Origin of the sequence: Caballeronia novacaledonica (assembly GCF_900258035.1) — a bacterium.
In the GTDB taxonomy this organism is placed as follows: Bacteria; Pseudomonadota; Gammaproteobacteria; order Burkholderiales; family Burkholderiaceae; genus Caballeronia; species Caballeronia novacaledonica.
The window spans coordinates 59777-80313 of record NZ_OGTP01000002.1 but is presented as its reverse complement, the minus strand read 5'-3'; the positions used below and the strand labels follow the sequence as shown (position 1 = coordinate 80313).

Annotated in this window: 20 protein-coding genes and 3 pseudogenes; 9 read left to right on the top strand and 14 right to left on the bottom strand. The window is 64.1% G+C overall.

Translation table 11 applies throughout. The annotated features are described in order from the left end of the window. The first annotated feature begins 3 nt into the window (after positions 1-3). Genes NOV72_RS04200 through NOV72_RS04185 form a run of 4 tightly spaced genes read left to right on the top strand, consistent with a single transcriptional unit; the run spans position 4 to position 4748 of the window. A complete protein-coding gene (locus NOV72_RS04200) occupies positions 4-2082 on the top strand; it encodes an FUSC family protein (protein WP_106853355.1) in 2079 nt (692 codons plus the stop codon). A gap of 34 nt (positions 2083-2116) precedes the next feature. Beyond that, on the top strand, positions 2117-2326 hold the full coding sequence (locus NOV72_RS04195) for a DUF1656 domain-containing protein (protein ID WP_106853354.1): 210 nt from the start codon (positions 2117-2119) through the stop codon (positions 2324-2326). Continuing rightward, positions 2323-3288: an efflux RND transporter periplasmic adaptor subunit gene (locus NOV72_RS04190; RefSeq protein WP_106853353.1), complete on the top strand. Its 966-nt coding sequence runs from the start codon at positions 2323-2325 to the stop codon at positions 3286-3288. Before NOV72_RS04195 ends, NOV72_RS04190 begins: the two co-directional genes overlap by 4 nt. Before the next feature lie 14 nt (positions 3289-3302). Then, positions 3303-4748, top strand: coding sequence for an efflux transporter outer membrane subunit (locus NOV72_RS04185; RefSeq protein ID WP_245932890.1), 1446 nt, complete (start codon positions 3303-3305; stop codon positions 4746-4748). Positions 4749-4769: 21 nt separating this feature from the next. Here NOV72_RS04185 and NOV72_RS04180 read toward each other — a convergent pair whose 3' ends face one another. From NOV72_RS04180 to NOV72_RS04170, 3 genes are all read right to left on the bottom strand, one after another. After that, on the bottom strand, positions 4770-6869 hold the full coding sequence (locus tag NOV72_RS04180) for a putative bifunctional diguanylate cyclase/phosphodiesterase (protein ID WP_106853351.1): 2100 nt from the start codon (positions 6867-6869) through the stop codon (positions 4770-4772). 215 nt (positions 6870-7084) lie between these two features. Next, the gene (locus NOV72_RS04175; protein ID WP_106853350.1) at positions 7085-7462 is read right to left on the bottom strand and encodes a DUF3331 domain-containing protein; all 378 of its coding nucleotides are present in this window, start codon (positions 7460-7462) and stop codon (positions 7085-7087) included. Between the two features lie 39 nt (positions 7463-7501). Next, complete coding sequence (locus NOV72_RS04170; protein WP_106853349.1) at positions 7502-8428, bottom strand: helix-turn-helix transcriptional regulator; 927 nt, start codon at positions 8426-8428, stop codon at positions 7502-7504. A 464-nt stretch (positions 8429-8892) separates the two neighbouring features. Here NOV72_RS04170 and NOV72_RS04165 point away from each other — a divergent pair, with 464 nt between their 5' ends. Next, the gene (locus NOV72_RS04165; protein ID WP_106853348.1) at positions 8893-9234 is read left to right on the top strand and encodes a DUF4148 domain-containing protein; all 342 of its coding nucleotides are present in this window, start codon (positions 8893-8895) and stop codon (positions 9232-9234) included. 66 nt (positions 9235-9300) lie between these two features. Further along, a pseudogene (locus tag NOV72_RS04160) lies at positions 9301-9576 on the top strand (alpha/beta hydrolase); the annotation flags it as partial. Between the two features lie 16 nt (positions 9577-9592). On the opposite strand, the gene NOV72_RS04155 reads toward NOV72_RS04160, so the two are convergent. The 4 genes from NOV72_RS04155 to NOV72_RS04140 form a co-directional block, all read right to left on the bottom strand. Then, on the bottom strand, positions 9593-10792 hold the full coding sequence (locus NOV72_RS04155) for an NYN domain-containing protein (protein WP_106853347.1): 1200 nt from the start codon (positions 10790-10792) through the stop codon (positions 9593-9595). A gap of 108 nt (positions 10793-10900) precedes the next feature. Further along, on the bottom strand, positions 10901-11296 hold the full coding sequence (locus NOV72_RS04150) for an SRPBCC family protein (protein WP_106853346.1): 396 nt from the start codon (positions 11294-11296) through the stop codon (positions 10901-10903). A gap of 13 nt (positions 11297-11309) precedes the next feature. After that, a complete protein-coding gene (locus tag NOV72_RS04145; protein WP_342753362.1) occupies positions 11310-13076 on the bottom strand; it encodes a DNA-binding protein in 1767 nt (588 codons plus the stop codon). Between the two features lie 292 nt (positions 13077-13368). Continuing rightward, a complete protein-coding gene (locus tag NOV72_RS04140; protein ID WP_106853344.1) occupies positions 13369-13677 on the bottom strand; it encodes a DUF4148 domain-containing protein in 309 nt (102 codons plus the stop codon). A gap of 271 nt (positions 13678-13948) precedes the next feature. On the opposite strand from NOV72_RS04140, the gene NOV72_RS04135 reads away from it, so the two are divergent. Further along, positions 13949-14713 carry a bestrophin-like domain gene (locus NOV72_RS04135; RefSeq protein WP_106853343.1) on the top strand — a complete coding sequence of 255 codons (765 nt, stop codon included), beginning with the start codon at positions 13949-13951 and terminating at the stop codon, positions 14711-14713. 12 nt (positions 14714-14725) lie between these two features. Here the strand turns inward: NOV72_RS04135 and NOV72_RS04130 are convergent. Then, positions 14726-14854, bottom strand: a pseudogene (locus NOV72_RS04130) (MFS transporter); the annotation flags it as partial. Here NOV72_RS04130 and NOV72_RS04125 point away from each other — a divergent pair. Continuing rightward, positions 14849-15154: pseudogene (locus tag NOV72_RS04125) on the top strand (LysR substrate-binding domain-containing protein); the annotation flags it as partial. The pseudogenes NOV72_RS04130 and NOV72_RS04125 overlap by 6 nt on opposite strands. A gap of 4 nt (positions 15155-15158) precedes the next feature. On the opposite strand, the gene NOV72_RS04120 reads toward NOV72_RS04125, so the two are convergent. Genes NOV72_RS04120 through NOV72_RS04105 form a run of 4 tightly spaced genes read right to left on the bottom strand, consistent with a single transcriptional unit; the run spans position 15159 to position 18469 of the window. Beyond that, a complete protein-coding gene (locus NOV72_RS04120; protein ID WP_106853342.1) occupies positions 15159-15539 on the bottom strand; it encodes a VOC family protein in 381 nt (126 codons plus the stop codon). A gap of 58 nt (positions 15540-15597) precedes the next feature. Beyond that, positions 15598-16866: a DUF3734 domain-containing protein gene (locus tag NOV72_RS04115; protein WP_106853341.1), complete on the bottom strand. Its 1269-nt coding sequence runs from the start codon at positions 16864-16866 to the stop codon at positions 15598-15600. Between the two features lie 9 nt (positions 16867-16875). Beyond that, positions 16876-17658, bottom strand: coding sequence for a 3-hydroxybutyrate dehydrogenase (locus NOV72_RS04110; RefSeq protein WP_106853340.1), 783 nt, complete (start codon positions 17656-17658; stop codon positions 16876-16878). A gap of 31 nt (positions 17659-17689) precedes the next feature. After that, positions 17690-18469, bottom strand: a complete 780-nt coding sequence (locus NOV72_RS04105; RefSeq protein ID WP_106853339.1) for an acetoacetate decarboxylase — start codon at positions 18467-18469, stop codon at positions 17690-17692. 338 nt (positions 18470-18807) lie between these two features. On the opposite strand from NOV72_RS04105, the gene NOV72_RS32180 reads away from it, so the two are divergent. Further along, complete coding sequence (locus NOV72_RS32180) at positions 18808-18984, top strand: hypothetical protein (protein ID WP_181290866.1); 177 nt, start codon at positions 18808-18810, stop codon at positions 18982-18984. A gap of 69 nt (positions 18985-19053) precedes the next feature. Here the strand turns inward: NOV72_RS32180 and NOV72_RS04100 are convergent, their stop codons facing one another. Together NOV72_RS04100 and NOV72_RS04095 are read right to left on the bottom strand one after the other, a co-directional pair. Further along, complete coding sequence (locus NOV72_RS04100; RefSeq protein WP_106853338.1) at positions 19054-19623, bottom strand: M48 family metalloprotease; 570 nt, start codon at positions 19621-19623, stop codon at positions 19054-19056. Next, positions 19620-20492 carry an oxidoreductase gene (locus tag NOV72_RS04095; RefSeq protein WP_106853337.1) on the bottom strand — a complete coding sequence of 291 codons (873 nt, stop codon included), beginning with the start codon at positions 20490-20492 and terminating at the stop codon, positions 19620-19622. Before NOV72_RS04095 ends, NOV72_RS04100 begins: the two co-directional genes overlap by 4 nt. Positions 20493-20537: the final 45 nt, after the last annotated feature.

The following is a 20537-nucleotide window of genomic DNA, read 5'->3' as shown; positions in this document are numbered from 1 at the left end:
GCCATGGCCTTTCCTTCCGCGCGCGAGTGGCTCTTTTCCGCCAAGACCTTCGCCGCCGCGATGATCGCGCTGTACATCGGCCTCGCGCTCGAATTGCCGCGTCCGTATTGGGCGATGGCGACTGTCTACATCGTGTCGAATCCGTTCGTCGGCGCGACGCGTTCGAAGGCGCTCTATCGCGCGTTCGGCACGATGATTGGCGCGGCGGGCGCGGTGCTGATCGTGCCGCCGTTCGTCGAGTCGCCGATTCTATTCAGCGTGATCGTCGCGTTATGGACGGGCACGCTGCTCTATCTCTCCATGTTCGACCGCAGCGCGCGCAGCTATGTGTTTCTGCTCGCGGGCTATACGTTGCCGCTGATCGCGTTGCCCGCCGTCACCAACCCGACGACCGTCTTCGATCTCGCGATCACCCGCACCGAAGAGATTCTGCTCGGCATCGTGGTGGCGAGCATCGTCGGCAGCGCGGTGTTTCCGAGCCGGCTCGCGCCGACGCTCATCGAACGAACGGACGCATGGTTTCGCGACGCCGCCTTCTACGCCTGCGAGACGCTCTCGGGACATATCGCGGGTGCGCCGATTTCAGCGGCGCGGCAACGGCTCGCGGCAACCGTCAACGGTCTCGAACTCCTGCTGAGCCAGTTGACCTACGATCACACGCGGCCCGACATCATCCGCCGCGCGCGCGCGTTGCAGGGCCGCATGCAAATCTTTTTGCCCCTGATTTCGTCCATGGCCGATCCGCTGATCGAGCTGATCGGCAAGCGCGGCGCGCATCCCGAAGGACTGGAACAGCTATTGAAGGACGTGGCCGCGTGGGTCGGCTCGCCCGTGCCGCGCGCGGAGAAGGATGTCGAAGACGAGCCCGAGCCCGATGCGCTGCGCCAGCGCATCGAGGCGCTGCGGCCCCCGGTCGAGGCGCTCGCGAGCGCGGAAGGCGCATTGCTGTCGAATGCGCTGTGGCGTCTCGGTCAGGTCATCGACGTATGGCAGGACATTCGCGCGCTGCGTGCGGCGATTCTCAACGAGACGAGCGAATGGCGTCCGCACTTTCGTCACTGGCGTCTCGGCGGCACGGCGCGTTTTTTCGATCGCGGCATGATGCTCTTTTCGACGGGCGTCGCGGTGAGCGCGATCATCGTCGCGTGCGGGCTGTGGATCGAATCGGGCTGGAACGACGGCGCCAGCGCCGTGACGCTCGCCGCCATCGCGTGCTGCTTCTTCGCCGCGCTCGACGAGCCCGCGCCGCAAGTGTTCACGTTCTTTCTCGCGACCTGCCTGAGCGTCGTGCTCGCCGGCCTTTACATCTTCGTCGTGCTGCCGAAAGTACACGACTTCCCGATGCTCGTGCTGATCTTCTCGGTGCCGTTTCTCATCATCGGCACGCTGATTCCGAGGCCGCGCTTCACGCTCGTCACGATGCTCACCGCCGTCAACACCGCGACGTTCATCAGCATTCAGAGCGCCTACGAGGCGAACTTCTTCGTGTTCATCAACAGCAATCTCGCGGGCGTCGCGGGCCTGCTCTTCGCGTTCATCTGGACGCGCATGACACGCCCGTTCGGCGCGGAACTCGCCGCCGCGCGTCTCACGCGATCGGCATGGGCGGATATCGTGGTGAGCGCGTCGGCGACGGCCGTCATCGAGGATCAGCGCGATCTCTACGCGCGCATGCTCGACCGGCTGATGCAACTTCTGCCGCGTCATGCCGCGACGGATTCGCATCGTCATCCGTCCATCGAGAGCTTTCGCGATTTCCGCATCGCGCTGAATGCGCTCGATTTGCGCCGCACGCGCCGCAAGCTGCCGGTCGAATTGCAGACCTCCGTCGATACCGTGCTCGATGCGCTGCGCCGCTACTTCGAGCTTTGCATCGCGCGCCGCGCGCGACAGCCGGTGCCCGCCGAACTCATTCGCGACATCGAAACGACGAGCGCGCAGGTCACGTCACGCGCGATCGCGCAGGCGCAGGATGTCGTCGCGGAGAAATGGCTGCGCGATACGCTGCATGCGCTGATCGGCATGCGCCTGTCGCTGCATCCGCCCGCGACGCAGACGCCGCCGCGCGAGGAGCCGGCATGATGCTCACCTTGCCTCTTTCATCGGAACGCCACACATGATCGGCGAAATCGACATTCTCGGCGTGTTCGTGCCCGCCGTGCTCGTGCTGATGTTCATCGCCTATCTCGTGAATCTGGCGATCCGGAACGTGCTCGCGCGCGTCGGTTTCTATCGCTTCGTGTGGCACCGTTCCATTTTCGATCTCGGCATCTATGTTCTGGTGCTGGGGGTTGTCGTCATCGTTTCGCAGCGGCTCATCTCGTGAAAAAAACCTGGTTCTCTCTCGGGCAGATTCTGCTTACGCTCATCGTCGTCGCGATTGCGTGCGTCGTGTTGTGGAAGCTCGTCGACTACTACATGTTCGCGCCGTGGACGCGCGACGGTCACGTGCGCGCCGACGTGATCCAGGTCGCGCCCGACGTGTCCGGCCTCATCACCGAGGTAAAGGTCGTCGACAATCAGCAGGTCAAGAGGGGCGATGTCCTCTTCGTGATCGATCAGGCGCGCTACGCGCTCACGCTGCGCAACGCGCAGGCGACCGCGCAGCAACGCCGTGCGACGCTCGATCAGGCGCGCCGCGAAGATACGCGCAATCGCGGGCTCGGCAATCTCGTCGCGCGGGAAGTCGTCGAGGAAACGCATTCGCGCGTCGAGCAGGCGGCCGCCGCGCTCGCCGATGCCGAAGTCGCGATCGATACGGCGCGCCTCAACCTGCAACGCACGCAGATTCTCAGTCCCGTCGACGGTTATCTCAACGATCGCGCGCCGCGCGTCGGCGAATATGTGTCGTCGGGACGCGCGGTGCTCTCGGTCGTCGACATGCATTCGTTCCGCGTCGATGGTTATTTCGAGGAAACGAAGCTGAGCGGCATCGATATCGGCCAGCCTGTCGATATCAAGGTGATGGGCGAGCCCGGCATCCTGCGCGGACATGTGCAGAGCATCGTCGCGGCGATCGAAGACCGCGATCGTCAGCAAAGTTCGAGTCTGCTGCCGAACGTGAATCCGGCCTTCAGCTGGGTGCGTCTCGCGCAGCGCATTCCCGTGCGCGTGACGCTCGATGAAATTCCGGCGGACTTTCGCCTGATCGCGGGCCGCACCGCGACGGTGTCGGTGCGCGGCATCGGCCCGAAGATCGGCAGGCGCGCGGCGTCGGAGACGTCGCCTGCTTCCGCGCCCGCGCCGACGTCGAGCGTGTCGGCGCCGGCGTCGGGCGCATCGCAATGAACGGCGCGCGCATCATGAAAGCGATCGCCATCGCGGTTTCGTCGGCGTTCGTGCTGTTCGGCTGCACGACCGTCGGGCCGAACTACACGCTGCCGGACAACGCCGCCGCGAACGCGCCCTACGCGAACGCGGCCATCGACGGCGCGGATCAGGCGCCCGTCACGCAAGGCGAAGTGCCCGCCAAATGGTGGCGTCTCTATGACGATCCGGTGGTCGATCAGCTCGTGACCGCGGCGCTCGCATCGAACACGGATTTGCGCGTGGCCGCCGCGAATCTCGCCCGCTCGCGCGCCGAAGTCGAATTTGCGAATCAGCAAGGCGGCTTCTCCGGCAAAACATCGGCGGCGTTTCAGCGCGCGCAGGAATCGGCGGAGCAATATCTGTTGACGGAGAAAATTCCCGTCGTCAATGAAGGCGCGCTCGATCTTTCCATTTCCTACGAGATCGATTTGTTCGGCAAGCTGAAGCGCGGCGTCGAAGCGGCGAACGCGGACGACGAAGCCGTCGAAGCCGCGCAGGATCTCGCGCGCATCACGGTGGTCGCGGATGTCGTGCGCGCGTATGTCGAATCGTGCTCGGCGGCTGAAGAACTGGAGATCGCAAGGAAGTCGCTCGACTTGCAGAAGCAGCGCGTGAAGCTCACGCAGCGTCTGCGCGACGCGGGCCGGGGCAATCAGTCGGAAGTCACGCGCGGACAGACTCAGGCCGATACGCTCGCCGCCGACATTCCGCGCTTCGTCGCGCGGCGCCGTGTCGCGCAATATCGGCTCGCGATGCTGCTCGCGCGCGCGCCTTCCGACTTGCCCAAGGCCGCTCTCGCCTGCCGGAAGCTGCCGAAGCTGCGCGCGCCGATTCCTGTCGGCGACGGTGCCGCGCTGCTCAAGCGCCGTCCGGACGTGCGTCAGGCCGAGCGGCAGCTCGCGTCATCGACGGCGCGCATCGGCGTTGCCACGGCGGCGTTGTATCCGTCGGTGAGTCTCGGTGCGTCGGTCGGATCGGTCGGCGTCGTGGAAGATCTGTTCGGCGCGAACACGAACCGCTGGGCGTTCGGGCCGCTCATCAGTTGGACCTTTCCGATCAACGGTCAACGTGCCCGCGTGCATCAGGCCGAAGCGGCGACGGGCGGCGCGCTCGCCCATTTCGACGGCGTCGTGCTGAAGGCGCTGGAGGAAACGCAAAGCAGCCTCGCGACGTACGCATCCGACACCACGCGCGCGGACGCATTGCGCACCGCGTATAAATCGGCGATCCAGTCGGCCGATGAAACGAACCAGTTGTATCGCGCGGGCCGCGAGTCTTTTCTCAACGATCTGGACGCGACACGCACGCTGACGGGCGTCGCTGCGCAAGTCGCGGCGGCCGAAGGACAGGTCGCGATCGACCAGGTGAATCTGTTCCGCGCGCTCGGCGGCGGCTGGGAAACCGACGAAGCGATCGCGCAGAACGCGAAAGGGAAATGAGGCGATCGTAGCGCGCGCGACTCACACGGCAGGCACCGCGCAAGCGCGCCGGGCCGCGACGACTCGCCCCGCCATTCCGTTCAGGAAGCCGGGAAACTCCGCCGCAGGCATCGGCCGGCTCAGCAAAAAGCCCTGCATCTGATCGCATTCGAGTTCGCCGAGCGTGCGGAATTGCGATTCCGTCTCCACGCCTTCCGCGACGACCTCGATCTGCAACGCGCGCGCCAGCGTCACCACCGCCGACAGCAGCGCGCTGCCGCGTTGCCCCGCCGCGTCGAGATCGCGCACGAAAGAGCCGTCGATCTTGATCTGGTCGAAGCGAAAGCGTTGCAGATAGCCGAGGCTCGAATAGCCGGTACCGAAATCGTCGACGGCCACGGTGTAGCCGCGCGCCTGTAGCGCTTCGATCGTGCAACTGGTCTTTTCGACGTTTTGCATCGCCGTCGTTTCGGTGATCTCGAACATCAGGCGCGACGGATCGACGCCCGCCGCGCCGGCCAGCCCGTCGATGCGCGCGACGAGATCGGGCACGTTGAACTGGATCGGCGAGAGATTCACCGAGACCGGAATCGCGGGCAATCCGTCCGCATCCCATCGCGCGATGTTGCGGCAAACTTCGCGCAACACCCAGTCGCCGATCTCGACGATGAGGCCCGAGCGCTCCGCGATCGGAATGAATTCGAGCGGCGCGATCTCGCCAAGCTCGGGATGACGCCAGCGGATCAGCGCTTCGACGCCCGTCACCGATTGCGACGCGACGCTGAACTTCGGCTGAAACGACAGGCTCAGTTCGTCGTCGCTCAGCGCGCGATGCAGGTCGCGTTGCAGGATCAGCGACCTGAGCGCGGTGTGATTCATGCGCGGTTCGAACACGCAGTACGTGTTGCGCCCGCTCTGCTTCGCGGCGTACATGGCGGCGTCGGCGTTATGGAGCACTTCTTCGGCGTTGGCGCCGTCGCGCGGATGAAACGCAATGCCGATGCTCGCGCTCACGCGCAGCGGCAAGCCGTTGACGACGATTTCCTGCGAGAGCCGCCGCAACACGCCGTTGGCGACCGCGATAGCCGCCGACGTCTCCGCCGCGTTCTCGACCACGATCACGAACTCGTCGCCGCCGAGACGCGCGACCATGTCGGTGTGGCGCAAGTCCTGGCGCAAGCGCTCGGCGCACACTTGAAGCAGGTCGTCGCCGACGCCGTGGCCGAGCGAATCGTTGATCGACTTGAAGCCGTCGAGATCGATGAACAGCACCGCGAACGGCGACGCGCGGCGCGCGCTGTCGGCGACCGCCTGCGCGATGCGCAACGAAAGCTGCTGGCGATTCGGCAAATTCGTCAGGGCGTCGTGCGTGCCGAGATAGTGGAGTTGCCGGTTGGCGCGCTTCAGTGAAATCGACAGGCTGCTCGTATGAAAGCCGAGCAAGGCGAGCGTGCCGACGAGCACCGTGAACGACATCGCCGTGACGACGAGCGCGAGCCAGTTCGCGTCGAGTTTGGCGTCGGCGAGGCACAGGCTGTCTGACGCGAAGTTGGCCGCGTTCATGCCGAGATAGTGCATGCCGGTGATCGCGAACGCCATGATGACGGCCGCGCCGAGCCGCTTGACGACGAGGTTCTCCAGGTCGGATGCGCGCAGCGTGAAGGCGAGCCAGAGCGCGGCCATCGAGGCGACGATCGCGACCGCCACGGACAGCACGAGCTTCCAGCCCGTGTAGTCGATGCCGGGCGACATCTGCATCGCCTGCATGCCGGTGAAGTGCATCGCGGCGACGCCCACGCCCATGATCGTGCCGGCGACGACGAGCCGCGCACGCGACAGCGCGCCCCGGCTCGCGGTGGCGAGCGCGATGAACGACACGCCGATCGCAAGCACGAGCGACGCTGCGGTGATCGAAAAATCGTAGCCGACGGCGATTGGCAGCGAGAACGCGAGCATGCCGATGAAGTGCATCGACCAGATGCCGACGCCCATCGACACCGCGCCGCCCGCGAGCCATGCGGGACGGCGTTTCGCGCTCGCGAGCGCGTTCAGGCCGCCGGACAGCTCCATCGCCGTGTAGGACGCGAGAAACGCGACCACCAGCGACAGACAGACCAGCAGCGGATTGTAGACACCAGTCATCGGCCCTCTCTCTTTCGTGTCAGTCTTTTGCGACTGCTTTCTTGTACGCCCCGACTCGGCTGCGGCCGGTGCCGCGACGGTGCGCGGCGACTGGTTCCTCATGCGCTATCGGCCTACGGGCGGAAAACTTTAGGTCTTCGAGCCGGTCGATGGTTGTCGGTTACCTCCTTTTTCGCGTTCTCGCGCAGCGCGAACGGGGCGCGCGCGTAAGCGATTCATAACGGCGTCGCCTGATCCAGCACCGACGCCAGAATCATCGCGCCCAAATTGCCCGGAACCGGCCGGGGATTCGGCCCGTAGACCTGATCGCCTGGACGAATCTCGCGGCCGCTCATCGCGCACACGCCCGTGGTGCGCGCGCGCATCGCACGCCACACCTGATCGCCGTAGCAGCAACGCGTCGAATCGCGCCATTCGATCGTCGCCGTCGTGGTCGATGGACGTTCGATCAGCTTCACGGTCACGCGGCGCTCGCCCGTATGCGCGAAGGCACGCCTCGAAGAAGCTGCCTCGAAGCGCGCGCCGTCATTCAGCGACCTCAGTTGAAAGATCGTTTGCGCCCACGGATCGAGCGCGATTGCAGCGTCAGCCATGTCCGGCTCCTTATCGAAGAATGTCGTGAATCGATCCGCTCACGCCGCGTCGAGCATGGCCGTCTGCCAGTGCTTCGGCGTAGCGCCGACAAAGCGCTTGAAGACAGTCGTGAAATGCGCCTGGGAACGAAAGCCGCAGCAGAGCGCGACATCGAGCATGCTGTGCCCCGACGTGCGCAGCAGCGCCTGCGCACGCTCGATGCGTTTTTGCAGCAGGTATTCGTGCGGACGCATGCCCGTCGCGCGACGGAACTGCGCGGCGAAGTGCATGCGCGTGAGCCCTGTGCTGGATGCGATATCCGCGAGGCGAATGTTCTCGGCGAGGTGCGCATCGACGAATTCGGATACGCGATCGATGCGCCATTGCGGCAAGGCCGAAGGCTCGCGACTGCGCGCGACGGGCGCCGTGAAATGACGCGCGACGAGCCGCGAGACGATCGCGAGACTCACGCTCTCGATGAACATGCCGCCGAGCGCCGCGCCTTCGGTCTTGCACACGGCGAGCGCTTGCACGAGCCGTTCGAGCGCGGGATCGCGAATCAGCTTCGGATCGCCGAGAACGATATCGCCCGCATGCGGACGATGAAAGAGATCGTCATAACACTCCGCCAGCGCGTGCTGCGGCACGAAGAGATGCAGTACGTCCATCGCCGACTGGAATACCGCGCTCACGCGCGTCGCGGGCGCGGTGACTTGCACGACGCCCGCAGGCACGCGTCCGTGCAGCAGCTTACGTCCCGCGTGATGAAAGATCAGCGACGCGCACTTCAGATTCAGGCCGATGCAATGAAATGCGCCGCTGCCCTCGTTGGACACTTCGAGCGGCGCGTCGCCGTGATGCAGCCAGCGCGCCATCGTGATGCGTCGAATTGGCCGGATGTCGCCCGGAATGCGCCATCGGTCTTCGAGTTCGATCAATGGCGCTCGCGGCGGCGCCTCAAGTTGCGATACGAGAGTGATGTTCATGATGGTTTCCGTTGCCTGACTGAAGCCTGTGATGCCGCTCGATGACCGGCATCGCGACGACTCCAAGTTAATCAAACGGAAACTGCGCGCCTAGCCGTACATACGGTTGACGACACCCCCAAATGGTTGAGTCAACCTATATCAAGGTTTGATATCGGCGAAGGGATAACACCTTCGTATGAGCGCTCGAGACACGCAGATGATGCGTCTCATCCAGGCATTCCATGCGATACAGCCGGACGGTTCGATTCACGGCGCGCACGCCATTCGATCGTTTAACCGATGCACCGATGGTTGGTGCGAGCACGCTCCTTCGTAGGTGTGTTCGAGGCGCGCTCCCGGCGATACAGTGTCGTCAAGGTCGCGACATGAACACGGACCCACGGCCTGATCAGCAAAACCCGAGAAACACATTTAGTTCGGATAGCAGATTAATTGAGTCATCACCCACCCAGGAGTCGATCATGAAAAAGTACCTCGTCAGCTTTACCCTCGTCGCCGCCACGTTCGCTGCGCCCGCTCTCGCCTTCGCGCAATCGAACGGTCCCGTCACGCGCGCACAGGTTCGCGCCGATCTCGTCGCCGTCGAAAAGGCAGGTTATAACCCCGCGCTTGCGAGCGATCCGTACTACCCGTCGGACATTCAGGCGGCGGAAGCCAAGGTCGCCGCGCAACATGCCGACGCAACGAAAGCCTATGGCGGCGTGCAATCCGGCAAGAGCGCATCGAGCGCGTCGAAGCATGCATCGATGAACAACGCGTGCGTCGGACCGATCGACTTCTGCCAGCCGTTCTTCGGTAGCTGATCCGCGCGTCGGATGCGTCGGTCTCTCATTCGCACAAGCGGAGTTTTTCCATGAAGCGAATCAGCGGATGGCTGCACGTACCTGAATCCCGCCGACTTTCCGAAAGACTTCGCCGCGGATCTGCCGCTCCGGCAAGCGCGATTCGAATCGCACTCGCAGATCCTGACGGCGGCGGCGTGGACGTCAAAGCCGAGTTGGGGCATCGTCGCGGGCGACGACAAGATCATCGATCCGGACCGCGAACGCTGGCACTACGAGCGCGCGCATAGTCACACGACTGTCATTCCGGGCGCGAGCCATTCCGTGCACGAATCGAAGCCGCAACAGCTTGCGGCGCAATAAGTGAAGCAAGCCCGCGTTACTCGGCAACCTTGCGCGAACGGCTGCCGCGTGACGTCGATTTGCGCGCGGGCTTTTTCGCTTTCGGTTCTTCGACGATTGCAACGTCTTCAATCGACGCACCGGCTTCGCTTTGCTTCGCAGCGGTCTTGCGCGCCCGACGCGGCGCGGCGCGCTTTTTCGGCGCCGGCGCTGGCTCGGGCGCGGGTTCGGCCTGCGGTTCGAACGTCTCGCGTTCGAAGAACATCGGTGCTTCTTCAACCACGGCGACAGGCTCCGGCGCGGTTGCACGCGCAGCTTTTCTTCCGCCGCGTTTCTCTCTGCGCCGGGTATTCCCCGCGCCTTCGTGTTCTTTCGGAACGGCCTGGGCTTCGGCTTGCCTCACATCCACCGCGACGACCGGCGCGGCCTGCGCCGAGCGAAACACGAACGCGCCGGATTTATCGTCGCGGCCGACTTCCAGCAGACCGCGCGACTGCGCTTCGTCGAGCAGATTGCCGAACGCGCGGAAGCCATAGTGCGATTCGCTGAAGCCCGGCTTGCGGCGCTTGATCGCGCTCTTCAGCACCGACGCCCAGATCTTGCCGCTCTCGCCGCGCTCCGATGCGAGCGCCTCGAACGTCTCGACGGTGATCGCGATCGCTTGCGACTTGCGCGATTCCGTCTCCTGCTTCGGATGGCGCTCCTCATCGGTCGCGCGCTTCGCTTCGCGCTGCTCCCGCTTGGCGATGGCGCGTTGCTGCTCGCGCACGAGGTCGTCGTAGAAGATGAATTCGTCGCAGTTCGCGACGAGCAGATCGGACGTCGATTGCTTCACGCCCACGCCGATAACCTTCTTCGCGTTTTCGCGCAGCTTCGACACGAGCGGCGAGAAATCGGAGTCTCCGCTGATGATGACGAACGTATCGACGTGCGATTTCGTATAGCAGAGATCGAGCGCATCGACGACGAGGCGAATGTCGGCCGAATTCTTGCCCGACTGGCGCACGTGCGGAATTTCGATCATCTCGAAGCTGGCCTCGTGCATCGCCGCTTTGAAGCCCTTGTAGCGATCCCAGTCGCAATAGGCTTTCTTGACGACGATGCTTCCCTTCAGCAACAGGCGTTCGAGGACCGGGCGGATGTCGAATTTCTCGTACTTCGCATCGCGAACGCCGAGCGCGACGTTCTCGAAGTCGCAGAACAACGCCATGTTGACGCTTTCCTGAGGTCCAGCCATATGATTCTCCAGCCCGTGCGGCATGTTTGGAATGCGCACATGATAGCTTGTCGGCCCGATGGCCGTTTGTGGCTGGCTGTATTCGAGTGGATGCAGCAGGAAGCGAAGTCAGGACTTCGCGTAGCGCGCCGCGAGCGCGGCGAGGTCGCGACGGACCCAGTCGGCATCGGCGGCGAATTTTTCGTCGGACATGCCCGGCTGACGGAACAGCGTGAGCGCCACTTCGGCGCCCGCGCCGTTCTGATAGACACGCAATGGCACGTAGACCTCTTCACCGTTCGGCAGACCGACGCGATGATCCATGACGCCGAAAGCATTATGAGCGGTGAAGCGAATCGTCACCTCGGCTTCGGGACCGCGGGCGCGCCAATGATCGCCCATGTCTTCGAGCGTCGACTGCGCGAGTCCCGACGCCCACGTCGGAAAGACTTCCGGACGCCAGATCGCGTCATAAAGCTCGCGCCAGTCGCGATCGATCGTTACGGTGATGGTCCGCGTCTCCATCGCTATACGAGGGTCACGCGGTTTCGATTTTCGACATCACGGCGGTAGCCGGGTCGTAGCGATAACCCTTTTGCGCAAGCTGCTGCGCCATCTTGTCGCCGATGAGCTTCTGCTGCGCCTCGCGGAACACGAGTTCGTGATCCGGCTTCAGGCGCTCCAGCTCGACTGCGAGCCTGCGCATCAGCGCGACTTCGCCGGTGCTGCGGGCATCGATGAAAAGGATCTTTTCGTTCGCCACGTCGAGACGCTGCCGCAGGTCCTTCGCGTAGGTGACCCATTGCTCGGCGTTGGCCCGCAGATCGTCGTAGGCCTTCGAATGCGCCTTCGCCTGCGCCGAAATCTGACGCTGCAGCGACGCGAGTTCCGACTCTTCGCCCTGCTCCTTCTCGACGAGACGCTTCGCGAGGTCGGTCGCGTTCTTCTCGGCGGCCTCGGCGCGCTCGCGCAGCGCGTTGACATCGTTCGACACGCGCGCGAGTTCGGCGCCCTGCTCCGCCTTCTCTTCCATCAGCGCGCTGATCTGCTTGCGGGCGTCGTCCAGATCGCGGCCGACACGCGCCGCATGATCGCGGTGCGCCGAAAGTTCCGCGTTCCGCGCAGCCACGCTCTCGCGTTCGGCGGCGAGCGCGGCGCGCACTTCGTTCAACTCCGCTTCGAGCGCGGCGACGCGCGCGAGGCTTTCGCTCGTGTGTGCCTCGGCGGCCTGCGCGCGCGCATGCGCCGCGTTCGCGTCCTGCGACCAGCGTTCGACTTCAGCCGATTTTTCCTGCGATGCCAGGCTCACCGCCTCATGCTGCTGCCGCGCATGATCGCGTTCCTGCGCGATGCGCGAGAGCTCGTCGTCCTTGCCCGCCATCAGCGCATGCAGTTCCGCGTGGCCCTGACGCGCCTGATCGCGTTCCTGCGCGATGCGCGAGAGTTCGTCGTCCTTGCCCGCCATCAGCGCATGCAGTTCGGCGCGGTTCTGATGCGCCTGGTCGCGTTCCTGCGCGATGCGCGCAAGCTCTTCGTCCTTGCCCGCGAGCGACGCGTGCAGATTCCCGTGCTGCTGGCGCGCCTGATCGAGTTCTTCGGCGATACGCGCGAGCGCTTCGTCCTTGCCCGACATCGACGCATGCAGTTCCGTATGGTCCTGCCGCGCCTGATCGCGTTCCCGCGCGACGCTCGCGATGTCTTCGTCCTTCGCCGACAGCGCCGCGTTCAGCGCGTCTTTCGCGCGCCGCTCTTCTTCGAGCGACGCCTTCACGGCTTCGAGTTGAGCCTGTTCCGCCGATGCACGCTGCGCCGCTTCCTCGACGCGCGTTTCGGCGGTCTGCGCGCGCGCCGACGCCGCCTCGAATTCCTGACGCAGTCGCGCGACCGACTCCTCCGATGCCTGCAGCGCGCCCAGTACTTCCGTCATGTGCTGGCGATTTTTCGCGGCCTCGTCGCCGGTCTTCTGGAATTCGGCGAGCGCCTCGTCACGCTCCGCGAGCGCGGTCGAGAGCCGCTGGCTCACCGCGGACAGGCGCTGACCGGACAGCCGTTCGGTTTCGTCGCGGGAAACGGTCCAGAGCTGCCGCGCGACGTTCACGAGCGTCTCGGCGACGTCGCCGGGGAGGTCGGACGGCGCCTGCTGCTGCGGCGCTTCCGGGGAATGCGAGTCGCGCCAGCGCTGCAGGCCGGCCGCGATGGCGACGACCGAGCCGCCGCCGGCTTCCGTCCAAACGGTCACGGGGGAAACTTTGCGGCCTTCTTGCGTCAGGCGATCGGCGATCGATGCGATCTGATCGTCAGTCATGTTGTCTACGTCTGTGGGCATAAAGCGCCTCGAAAATCAGTGGCGTCGCACTTGAAAATTGCGATAGGTTGTTACATTCGGCTGAATCCACGCCGGGGCGGAAAGGATGATACCCATTTTCCGCGCCGGCCCCGTCCGCGGCACGTGGCGTGCCGTCGAAAACGGATTTTGGCAGCGAGAGTGTATCGCCTGCGAGGCCATAAATTCGAGATGTAATACGTTATTCACAGAAACGCATCAAGCCCGGGCGGTGAATCCGTCCGGGCTCCGGAAATCTGGCAGAACCGCATGCTTACGGCTTTGCAAATACGGGACCGAGGCCGACGACCGTCGTATCCGTCGAACGCGCACCCGACGCGGAAGTCCCGCTCACCGGCGCGCCGTAGGCCGTCAGGCCCTTCGCGGCATCGATGCGCGACAGCGCAGCCTGGATGTTTTGCGGATATTGCGTCTGGTCGCTCGCCGGGTTGTAGCCGGCCTTTTGCAGTTCGACGAGTTGCGCGCGCACTTCCGCACGGGTGACCGGCTGATTCGACTGCGCGAACGAGAGCGCCGGAAGCGCGACAGCGGCAGCAATGATGAGCGATTGAATGACTTTCATGATTTACCTCCAGAGAATGTGATGGAAGCCGTCTGGCCGATCCGCCTCGTGTTGCGAATCGTTCGGGCTTGGAGGTATTAAAACCGGCGGACGTATCCGGCTTGTTTCGCGAAAAGCGGGTTATGAAACCGCGTGTGTCGATGCTCCGTGCGGATACAGTGCGATACAAAGCGCCCACTATCGTTCGAAAATTCCAATTGATTTAATCGATCCTCAAATTGCTCCGTTTGAAATATCGATATCGAAAGCGGACATTTTTGGGAGAAATCGTATGGCGGCGTTTGTCGATCACCCGGACGTGCTGTTCGTGGTGCTGCTATTGGTTTTCATCGCGGCGGTTCTCTTCGGCGCGTTCGTCCTGCGTCGTATCGCGCCGCTCCCGGTCGACGAGCGCGACGACTTCAGCGTCGTGCAGACCGCGACGCTGACGCTGCTCGCGCTGCTGATCGGCTTCAGCCTGTCGATGGCGGTCAACCGCTACGACCAGCGCAAGAATCTGGAAGAAGGCGAGGCCAATGCGATCGGCACCGAATACGCCCGTGCGGATTTGACCGTCGCCCGCATGAGCGCGCCGATGAAAGCCGCGCTGGTCCGGTACGTGCGCTTGCGGCTGGCCGATTTCCGGACACGCGATCGGGCGGAACTCACGCGTATCAATCGCGATACGGCGAACGCCCAGTCCGAGCTATGGAAAATGGCGACGCAAGTGGGCAAGGACATGCCGACGCCGATCGGCGCGCTCGTCGTGGCCGGCATGAACGACGTGCTCAACTCGCAGGACTATTCGGAGGCGGCGCGCAAGAATCGCATTCCGATCGGCGCATGGATTCTGATGCTCGTGATCGCGCTATGCGGCTGCGCGGTGCAGGGCTACGGCGCGAAAGGCAAGCTGCGGCGAGGCTTGCTCGTGCTGATCCTGCCGGTGACGGTGGCGCTGTCGCTCGCGCTGATCGCGGATATCGACAGTCCGCGAGGCGGGATCATTCACGTCGATCCGGTCAACCTCGCGAGACTGATTCGTGCGCTGGAACCGTGACCGGCGCGGCGCTCAGGCCGCCGCGCCCGCCGTCCTCATCGGGCCTTTGCCGCGGCTCACCGCCGCGAGCGCCCCGAGACTGATCACGGCCGTGAACATCATGTAGAAGCGCGGCGCGGCCTTGCTGCCCGTCGCGCCCGCGGCGTGCATCTGGAGCCGGTCCTGACGAGCAACAACTCGAGCGCGATGCATCATTTCGCGGCGCTCACCGGCGCGATCACGCTCGGCAGCGCGGTCGCGCTCGAAGGCGATCCCGGCCCGCCGACGCTCGTCGCCACGCCCATCGACGAGCCCTTGCTCAACGAGCGTCTGCTACAGGTGACGGTGATGCGCGAGCGCCGTCTTCCGCCCGCGGTCGATCAGTTTCTGAAGACGCTGACGAGCGCATTGCGCGAAAGCCTGGGCGCGCCCGCCGTGCGCGCGAAGAGAAAAAAGCGTTAGCGCGTCATTGTGTGGCGACCCACCACGTCGTGCCGGCGGCGTCGCGAAAGCCGCCTCTGAGATCGTCGTCGGCGCGTTTGCGCGTGGGCGTCTGCACGCTTTGCGCGCCGTGCTGCATCGCGCGGTCGTAGACGGCTTGTGCGTCGCGCACATAGACGTGGATATGCGGTCCGGGCGATTGCTGATCGGTCGCGCCGCCGCCGATCATCACGATGCTGTCGTCGATACGCACTTCCGCGTGCATCAGCGAGCCATCGGGACGGTCGAAGCGGCGGACCAGTTCGGCTTCGAAGACGCTTTGCAGGAAGGTGATGATCTCGTCCGCGTTTTCGCAGACGAGATAAGGGCTCACGGAAGGGTAGGTTGCGGGTTTCCAGGTGGTCATGACCGGCCTCGGTTCATCGTGACGAGGCTAATCAGGGTAATGGAATCCCGCGCGGGCTTCAAACCCCTTCCACCTCATCCACATCGACCAGCTTCTTCGACACCGCCTTCGGCATCTCGGCCATCGCTTGCGGCGCGGGCTCGTACCGATGCACGTCGTGCGTCACGAAACCCAGATCGTGACTCGGCACCTCGAACCACTCCGGATGCCCGAACGAGCGGCGAATATCCTCCAGCCCGCTCGCCCAGTGTTCGTCCATCGTGTCGTTGCTGAACTCGTAGTCCTTGTAGTGCCCTTCGAAGAACTTGTTCTTGTAGATCAGATGCACGACGTTCACCGCGCCGCCGTCCGCGACCTTCTGCGCCTCGCGCAACAGCGGATGCGAGCGCCGCGTCTTCTCGGGAATGTGCTCCAGCAGCTCTTTGATGAGCCGCGCATGCTTCTGATTGTGCGAAACGAAATCGGTGATCGCGCGCGTGCGGCTCGAATACTGAATGTCCTTCGTGCGTTCGCTCACGTCGAGGAAATCGCCGGGCAACGTGCCGCGCGCGCTCCACAAATCGACCTGAAATACGAGCGTGTCCTTGTGCTGGCTTTCGCGAATGATCTCCGTCAACGGCGTATTCGACACGAGACCGCCGTCCCAATAGAACTCGCCGTCGATCTCGACCGCAGGAAAGCCCGGCGGCAACGCGCCCGACGCCATGAAGTGCTCGGGCGCGAGACGCATCTTCGTGTTGTCGAAGTAGACGAGATTGCCCGTGCGCACGTTGACCGCGCCCACGGAAACACGCATCGCGCCGTCGTTGATGCGGTCGAAATCCGCGAATTGCAGCAGCGTCGCGCGTAACGCGGACGTGTCGTAGTAGCTCACCTCGTTCGGGCGCTTGCTCTTCGTGCGCGGACCGAGATCGGGCACATGCACGCGCGGCGAAAAGAAGCCTCTCTGCCCTTCGGTCAGCGCGCGCGCCGCCGCCCACATGCTCGAAAACTTGCGGCCGAAATTGCCGAAGCCGAACGCCGCGGGCAGAAACGCGCCCACATGTCCGATCAGATCCGCCGGCTGGCAGATGGTGTTCCAGAATCCGCGCAGCGCGGCCACGCGATTCTCGGGCGCATTGCCCGCGATGATCGCGGTATTCAGCGCGCCGATGGAAATGCCCGACGTCCAGGTCGGATCGACGCCGACTTCCGCGAGCCCTTCGAACACGCCCGCCTGATACGAACCCAACGCGCCGCCGCCTTGCAGCACGAGGCAAACCTCATCGTAATCCGGCAGCGCGACGTGGTTCGCCTGCTTAAGTGTGTTGCGTTGACTGCGGCGCATGGATTCTCCTTATTGCATGAACCAGCCGTGGCTCACGACGATCGACTGCCCCGTCAGCGCGTTCGATTCGAACCCGGCAAGGAACGCGACCGTGTTCGCGACATCGTCGACGGTCGTGAATTCGCCATCGACCGTTTCCTTCAGCATCACGTTCTTCACGACGTCCGCTTCCGAAATGCCGAGCGCCTTCGCCTGCTCGGGAATCTGCTTCTCGACGAGCGGCGTACGCACGAAACCGGGGCACACCACGTTGGCGCGCACGCCGCGCGGACCGCCTTCCTTCGCGACGACGCGCGCGAGCCCGAGCAGGCCATGCTTCGCCGTGACATAAGCCGACTTCAGCTTCGATGCCTCATGCGAATGCACCGATCCCATGTAGATGATCGAGCCGCCCTTGCCCGATGCGTACATGTGCTTGATCGCGGCTTTCGTCGTGAGGAACGCGCCGTCGAGATGGATCGCGAGCATCTTCTTCCAGTCGGCGTATGCGTATTCTTCGATCGGCGCGACGATCTGAATGCCCGCGTTCGACACCAGCACGTCGATGCCGCCCAGCTTCGCCACCGTTTCTTCGATACCGGCGTTCACCGCGTCTTCGCTCGTCACGTCCATCGACACGGCGATTGCACGGCCGCCCGCTTCGACGATGCTGTCCGCGACCTTCTGCGCGTTCGCGAGGTTCAGGTCAGCGATCACGACCGCCGCGCCGTCGGCTGCGAGCTTGCGCGCCGTCTCTTCACCGATGCCGCTCGCTGCGCCCGTGACGAGCGCGACTTTTCCTTGCAATGCCATTTGCTTGTTCCCTTGTCGACGTGATGCGAAGTTATTGATTGACGGCGAGCTTGAGTTCGTCCGGCGGCGCGAGATAGTCGTAAGCGACTTCGCCGATATCGAGCGTCAGATTCGCGATGACATGCCGCGCGCCGACCACCTTGCGCACCGGCAGATCCGCGACAGGCGCGAGCGCATGCGCATGCAGTTCCAGCGCGGCCGGGCCTTCCCATGCGCCGAGCACGCTCACGTCGCGCAGAAAGAAACGAACGAGTTCGCACACGCGCGCGGTGCCGTCGACGTGCGGCAGCACTTTCAGCAGATAGTTCGGCGTATCGGCGAGCTTCTTGCGCTCGGCTTCGAGGTCGAGCGGACGATACTTGTAGCCCATCGTGCCCGTCGCGATACGCTGCGAGCCGTAATCGAGCGTGCCGAGCAGCGTGTCCTTGCCATCGACGGAAAGGCGCGGCGACGCGAGCTTCTTCGGAAAGCCCCAGATCTCGCGGCCACCGGCGATCGGACCTTCGTCGTCGAGATACATCGCATGCGTGTAGCTGGCCTTGTTGCCGTCCGGATCGATGACGGAGATCACCTGGCCGCTTTCGGTGTAATCGCCGAAGCCGGACGAGTCCGGCATGCGAATGAATTCGTAATGCACGAGGCCGTTGTCGACTTCGAGCGGCTCGGGGACCACGGCGCGCAGCGCGTCGAGATCGGTCTCGTAAGAGATGATGAAGTACTCGCGATTGAGAAAGCGGAACGGCGGACGCGGGTAAGCGGGGTTATGCACAGGCATGGCGAAAGCATTCCTGCGGATGTCGTCTTCTTTCACTGGGTCGTCCCTGAGTTGAGAACAGGCACGATAGTAGATGCAGTCGATGACATTTGTCGCGGACCCAAGGCAACCGAGCACATCTCACGAAGCAGTGCAAACCGACAAAAATCTTGTTGCGTCAATGTGTTATGCATGCGCATCGATGAATTGCACTTTTTTGTGCAATATACTGTTGCCTCGGCAGCGCCCGACGCGGAGGAACCGCAACGCCGCTGCCCGAATCACACGTGCATGGTTGCAGCGGAATATCGAGTCTTATATTTCTTACAGTGCGAAGCGGCCGCCCGCCCGCCGCTTTGCGCTTTCTAAGGCCATCTTCTCCCAGCGAGTCTCCGATGAAAACGTCCTTGAAGAAATCCCTCGTGCTTTTGGTGCTGGCGGCCTTCGCGGCGCCGACGCTGTCGTTCGCGGCGGCCGATTATCCGAACAACAAGCCGCGCCCCGCGTATCACAAGAAAGGCCAGAAGCATCACAAGAAATCGACGCCGGCGCCCGCTTCGCAAGCGCAATAACCCGGCAATCACGCGGCACTGCTCATGAAAATGCACGGGCGTCCGGTTACGGACGCCCGTGCATTTCCGCTACCGCGAGTTCGAGATGAGACGCGCGCGCATCGCGTCAAGGCGCGCTGTGTCGATATGGCCGCGCGTCGACATCGCTTCGAGCGCCGCCAACGCCGATGCCGCGCCACACAGCGATGCGGCTTTCGCGTCCGCATCGAGTTCGAATGCGTCCGAGCGCTCGACGCTGCGTGTGCGCCAGATCTTCCCGCACACGAAGAACGCCACCACGAAGGCGAATCCCGGAACGCTCACGCGCCAGAGTTCCTGATCGGGCGAGAGCGCGAAGACGATGCAGGGTATCGACAGCAGCATCGTCACCGAAAGAACGGTCCACGCGAAATCGAGCAGCATCGTGCCGCGTTGCGTCGCGTGCCCGACTTCGTGCGCGACGACGATTCGAAGCAACGGCTCCGGCAACGCCAGCGTCGCTCGATCCAGTTCGATGCGATTGAACAAGGCTTCGTAGCACGGCCCGCTCGACCGCGTCACGAAACGCACATGCGGCGGCGCGACGTGGAGCGCGGCGGCATCGGCGGCGACGAGCGAAAGGATGTGCGCTTCCTCCGCGCGAGGCCGCTTCACGATCATTGCTCCGGATGATCGGTCCACTCGCTGCGCGCCTGCCATGCATCGATCTCGGCGGTCAGCTTCGCCAGTTTGTTGCGCACGAGTTCGAGGCCGGGACCGCCGAGCACGAGATGCCCCGGCGGCTCAGGCGACGTCACCGCTTCGATGATGACCTGCGCGGCGCGCGCCGGATCGCCCGGCTGCTTGCCGCTGCGCTCCGCGATGGCCGCGCGCCGGCTGCCCGACGTCTGCGCGTAATCGTCGATCGGCGTGCGCGTCTGCTTCAGCGACCGGCCGGCCCAGTCCGTGCGGAACGGACCCGGCTCGACCGCCGTGACCTTGATGCCGAGTGATTCGGTTTCGCGGGCGAGCGCTTCGCCCAGGCCTTCGAGCGCGAACTTCGTCGCCGCGTAATAGCCGCTGCCCGGATTGCCGACGAGACCGCCCACCGACGTGATGTTGACCACATGTCCCGAACGCCGCTCGCGCATGCGCGGCAGCACGGCCCGGATCATCGCGGCTGCACCGAAGAAGTTCGCTTCGAACATTGCGCGCACTTCGTCGTCTTCGCCCTCTTCGACGGCCGAGAGATAGCCGAAGCCCGCGTTGTTCACGAGCACGTCGATGTGGCCGAACGCGGCATAGGCATCGCCGATGGCGGACTTGATCTCATCGGCACGCGTCACGTCGAGACGCACCGCGATCGCACGGCCTCGCGCGCGCTCGACGATATCCGCGACACTTGCCGGATCACGCGCGGCGACGACCGCCCGCCAGCCCTTTTCGATCACGGCGCAGGCCAGTTCGCGGCCGAAGCCGGTCGAACAGCCGGTGATGAACCAGACGGGCGTGTCGTTGTTGCCGTCGTTACCGTTGGAAGACGCGGACATTGGGTTGCTCCATGCGCGTGTGTCGGATGGTTCGAAGGATGAGTA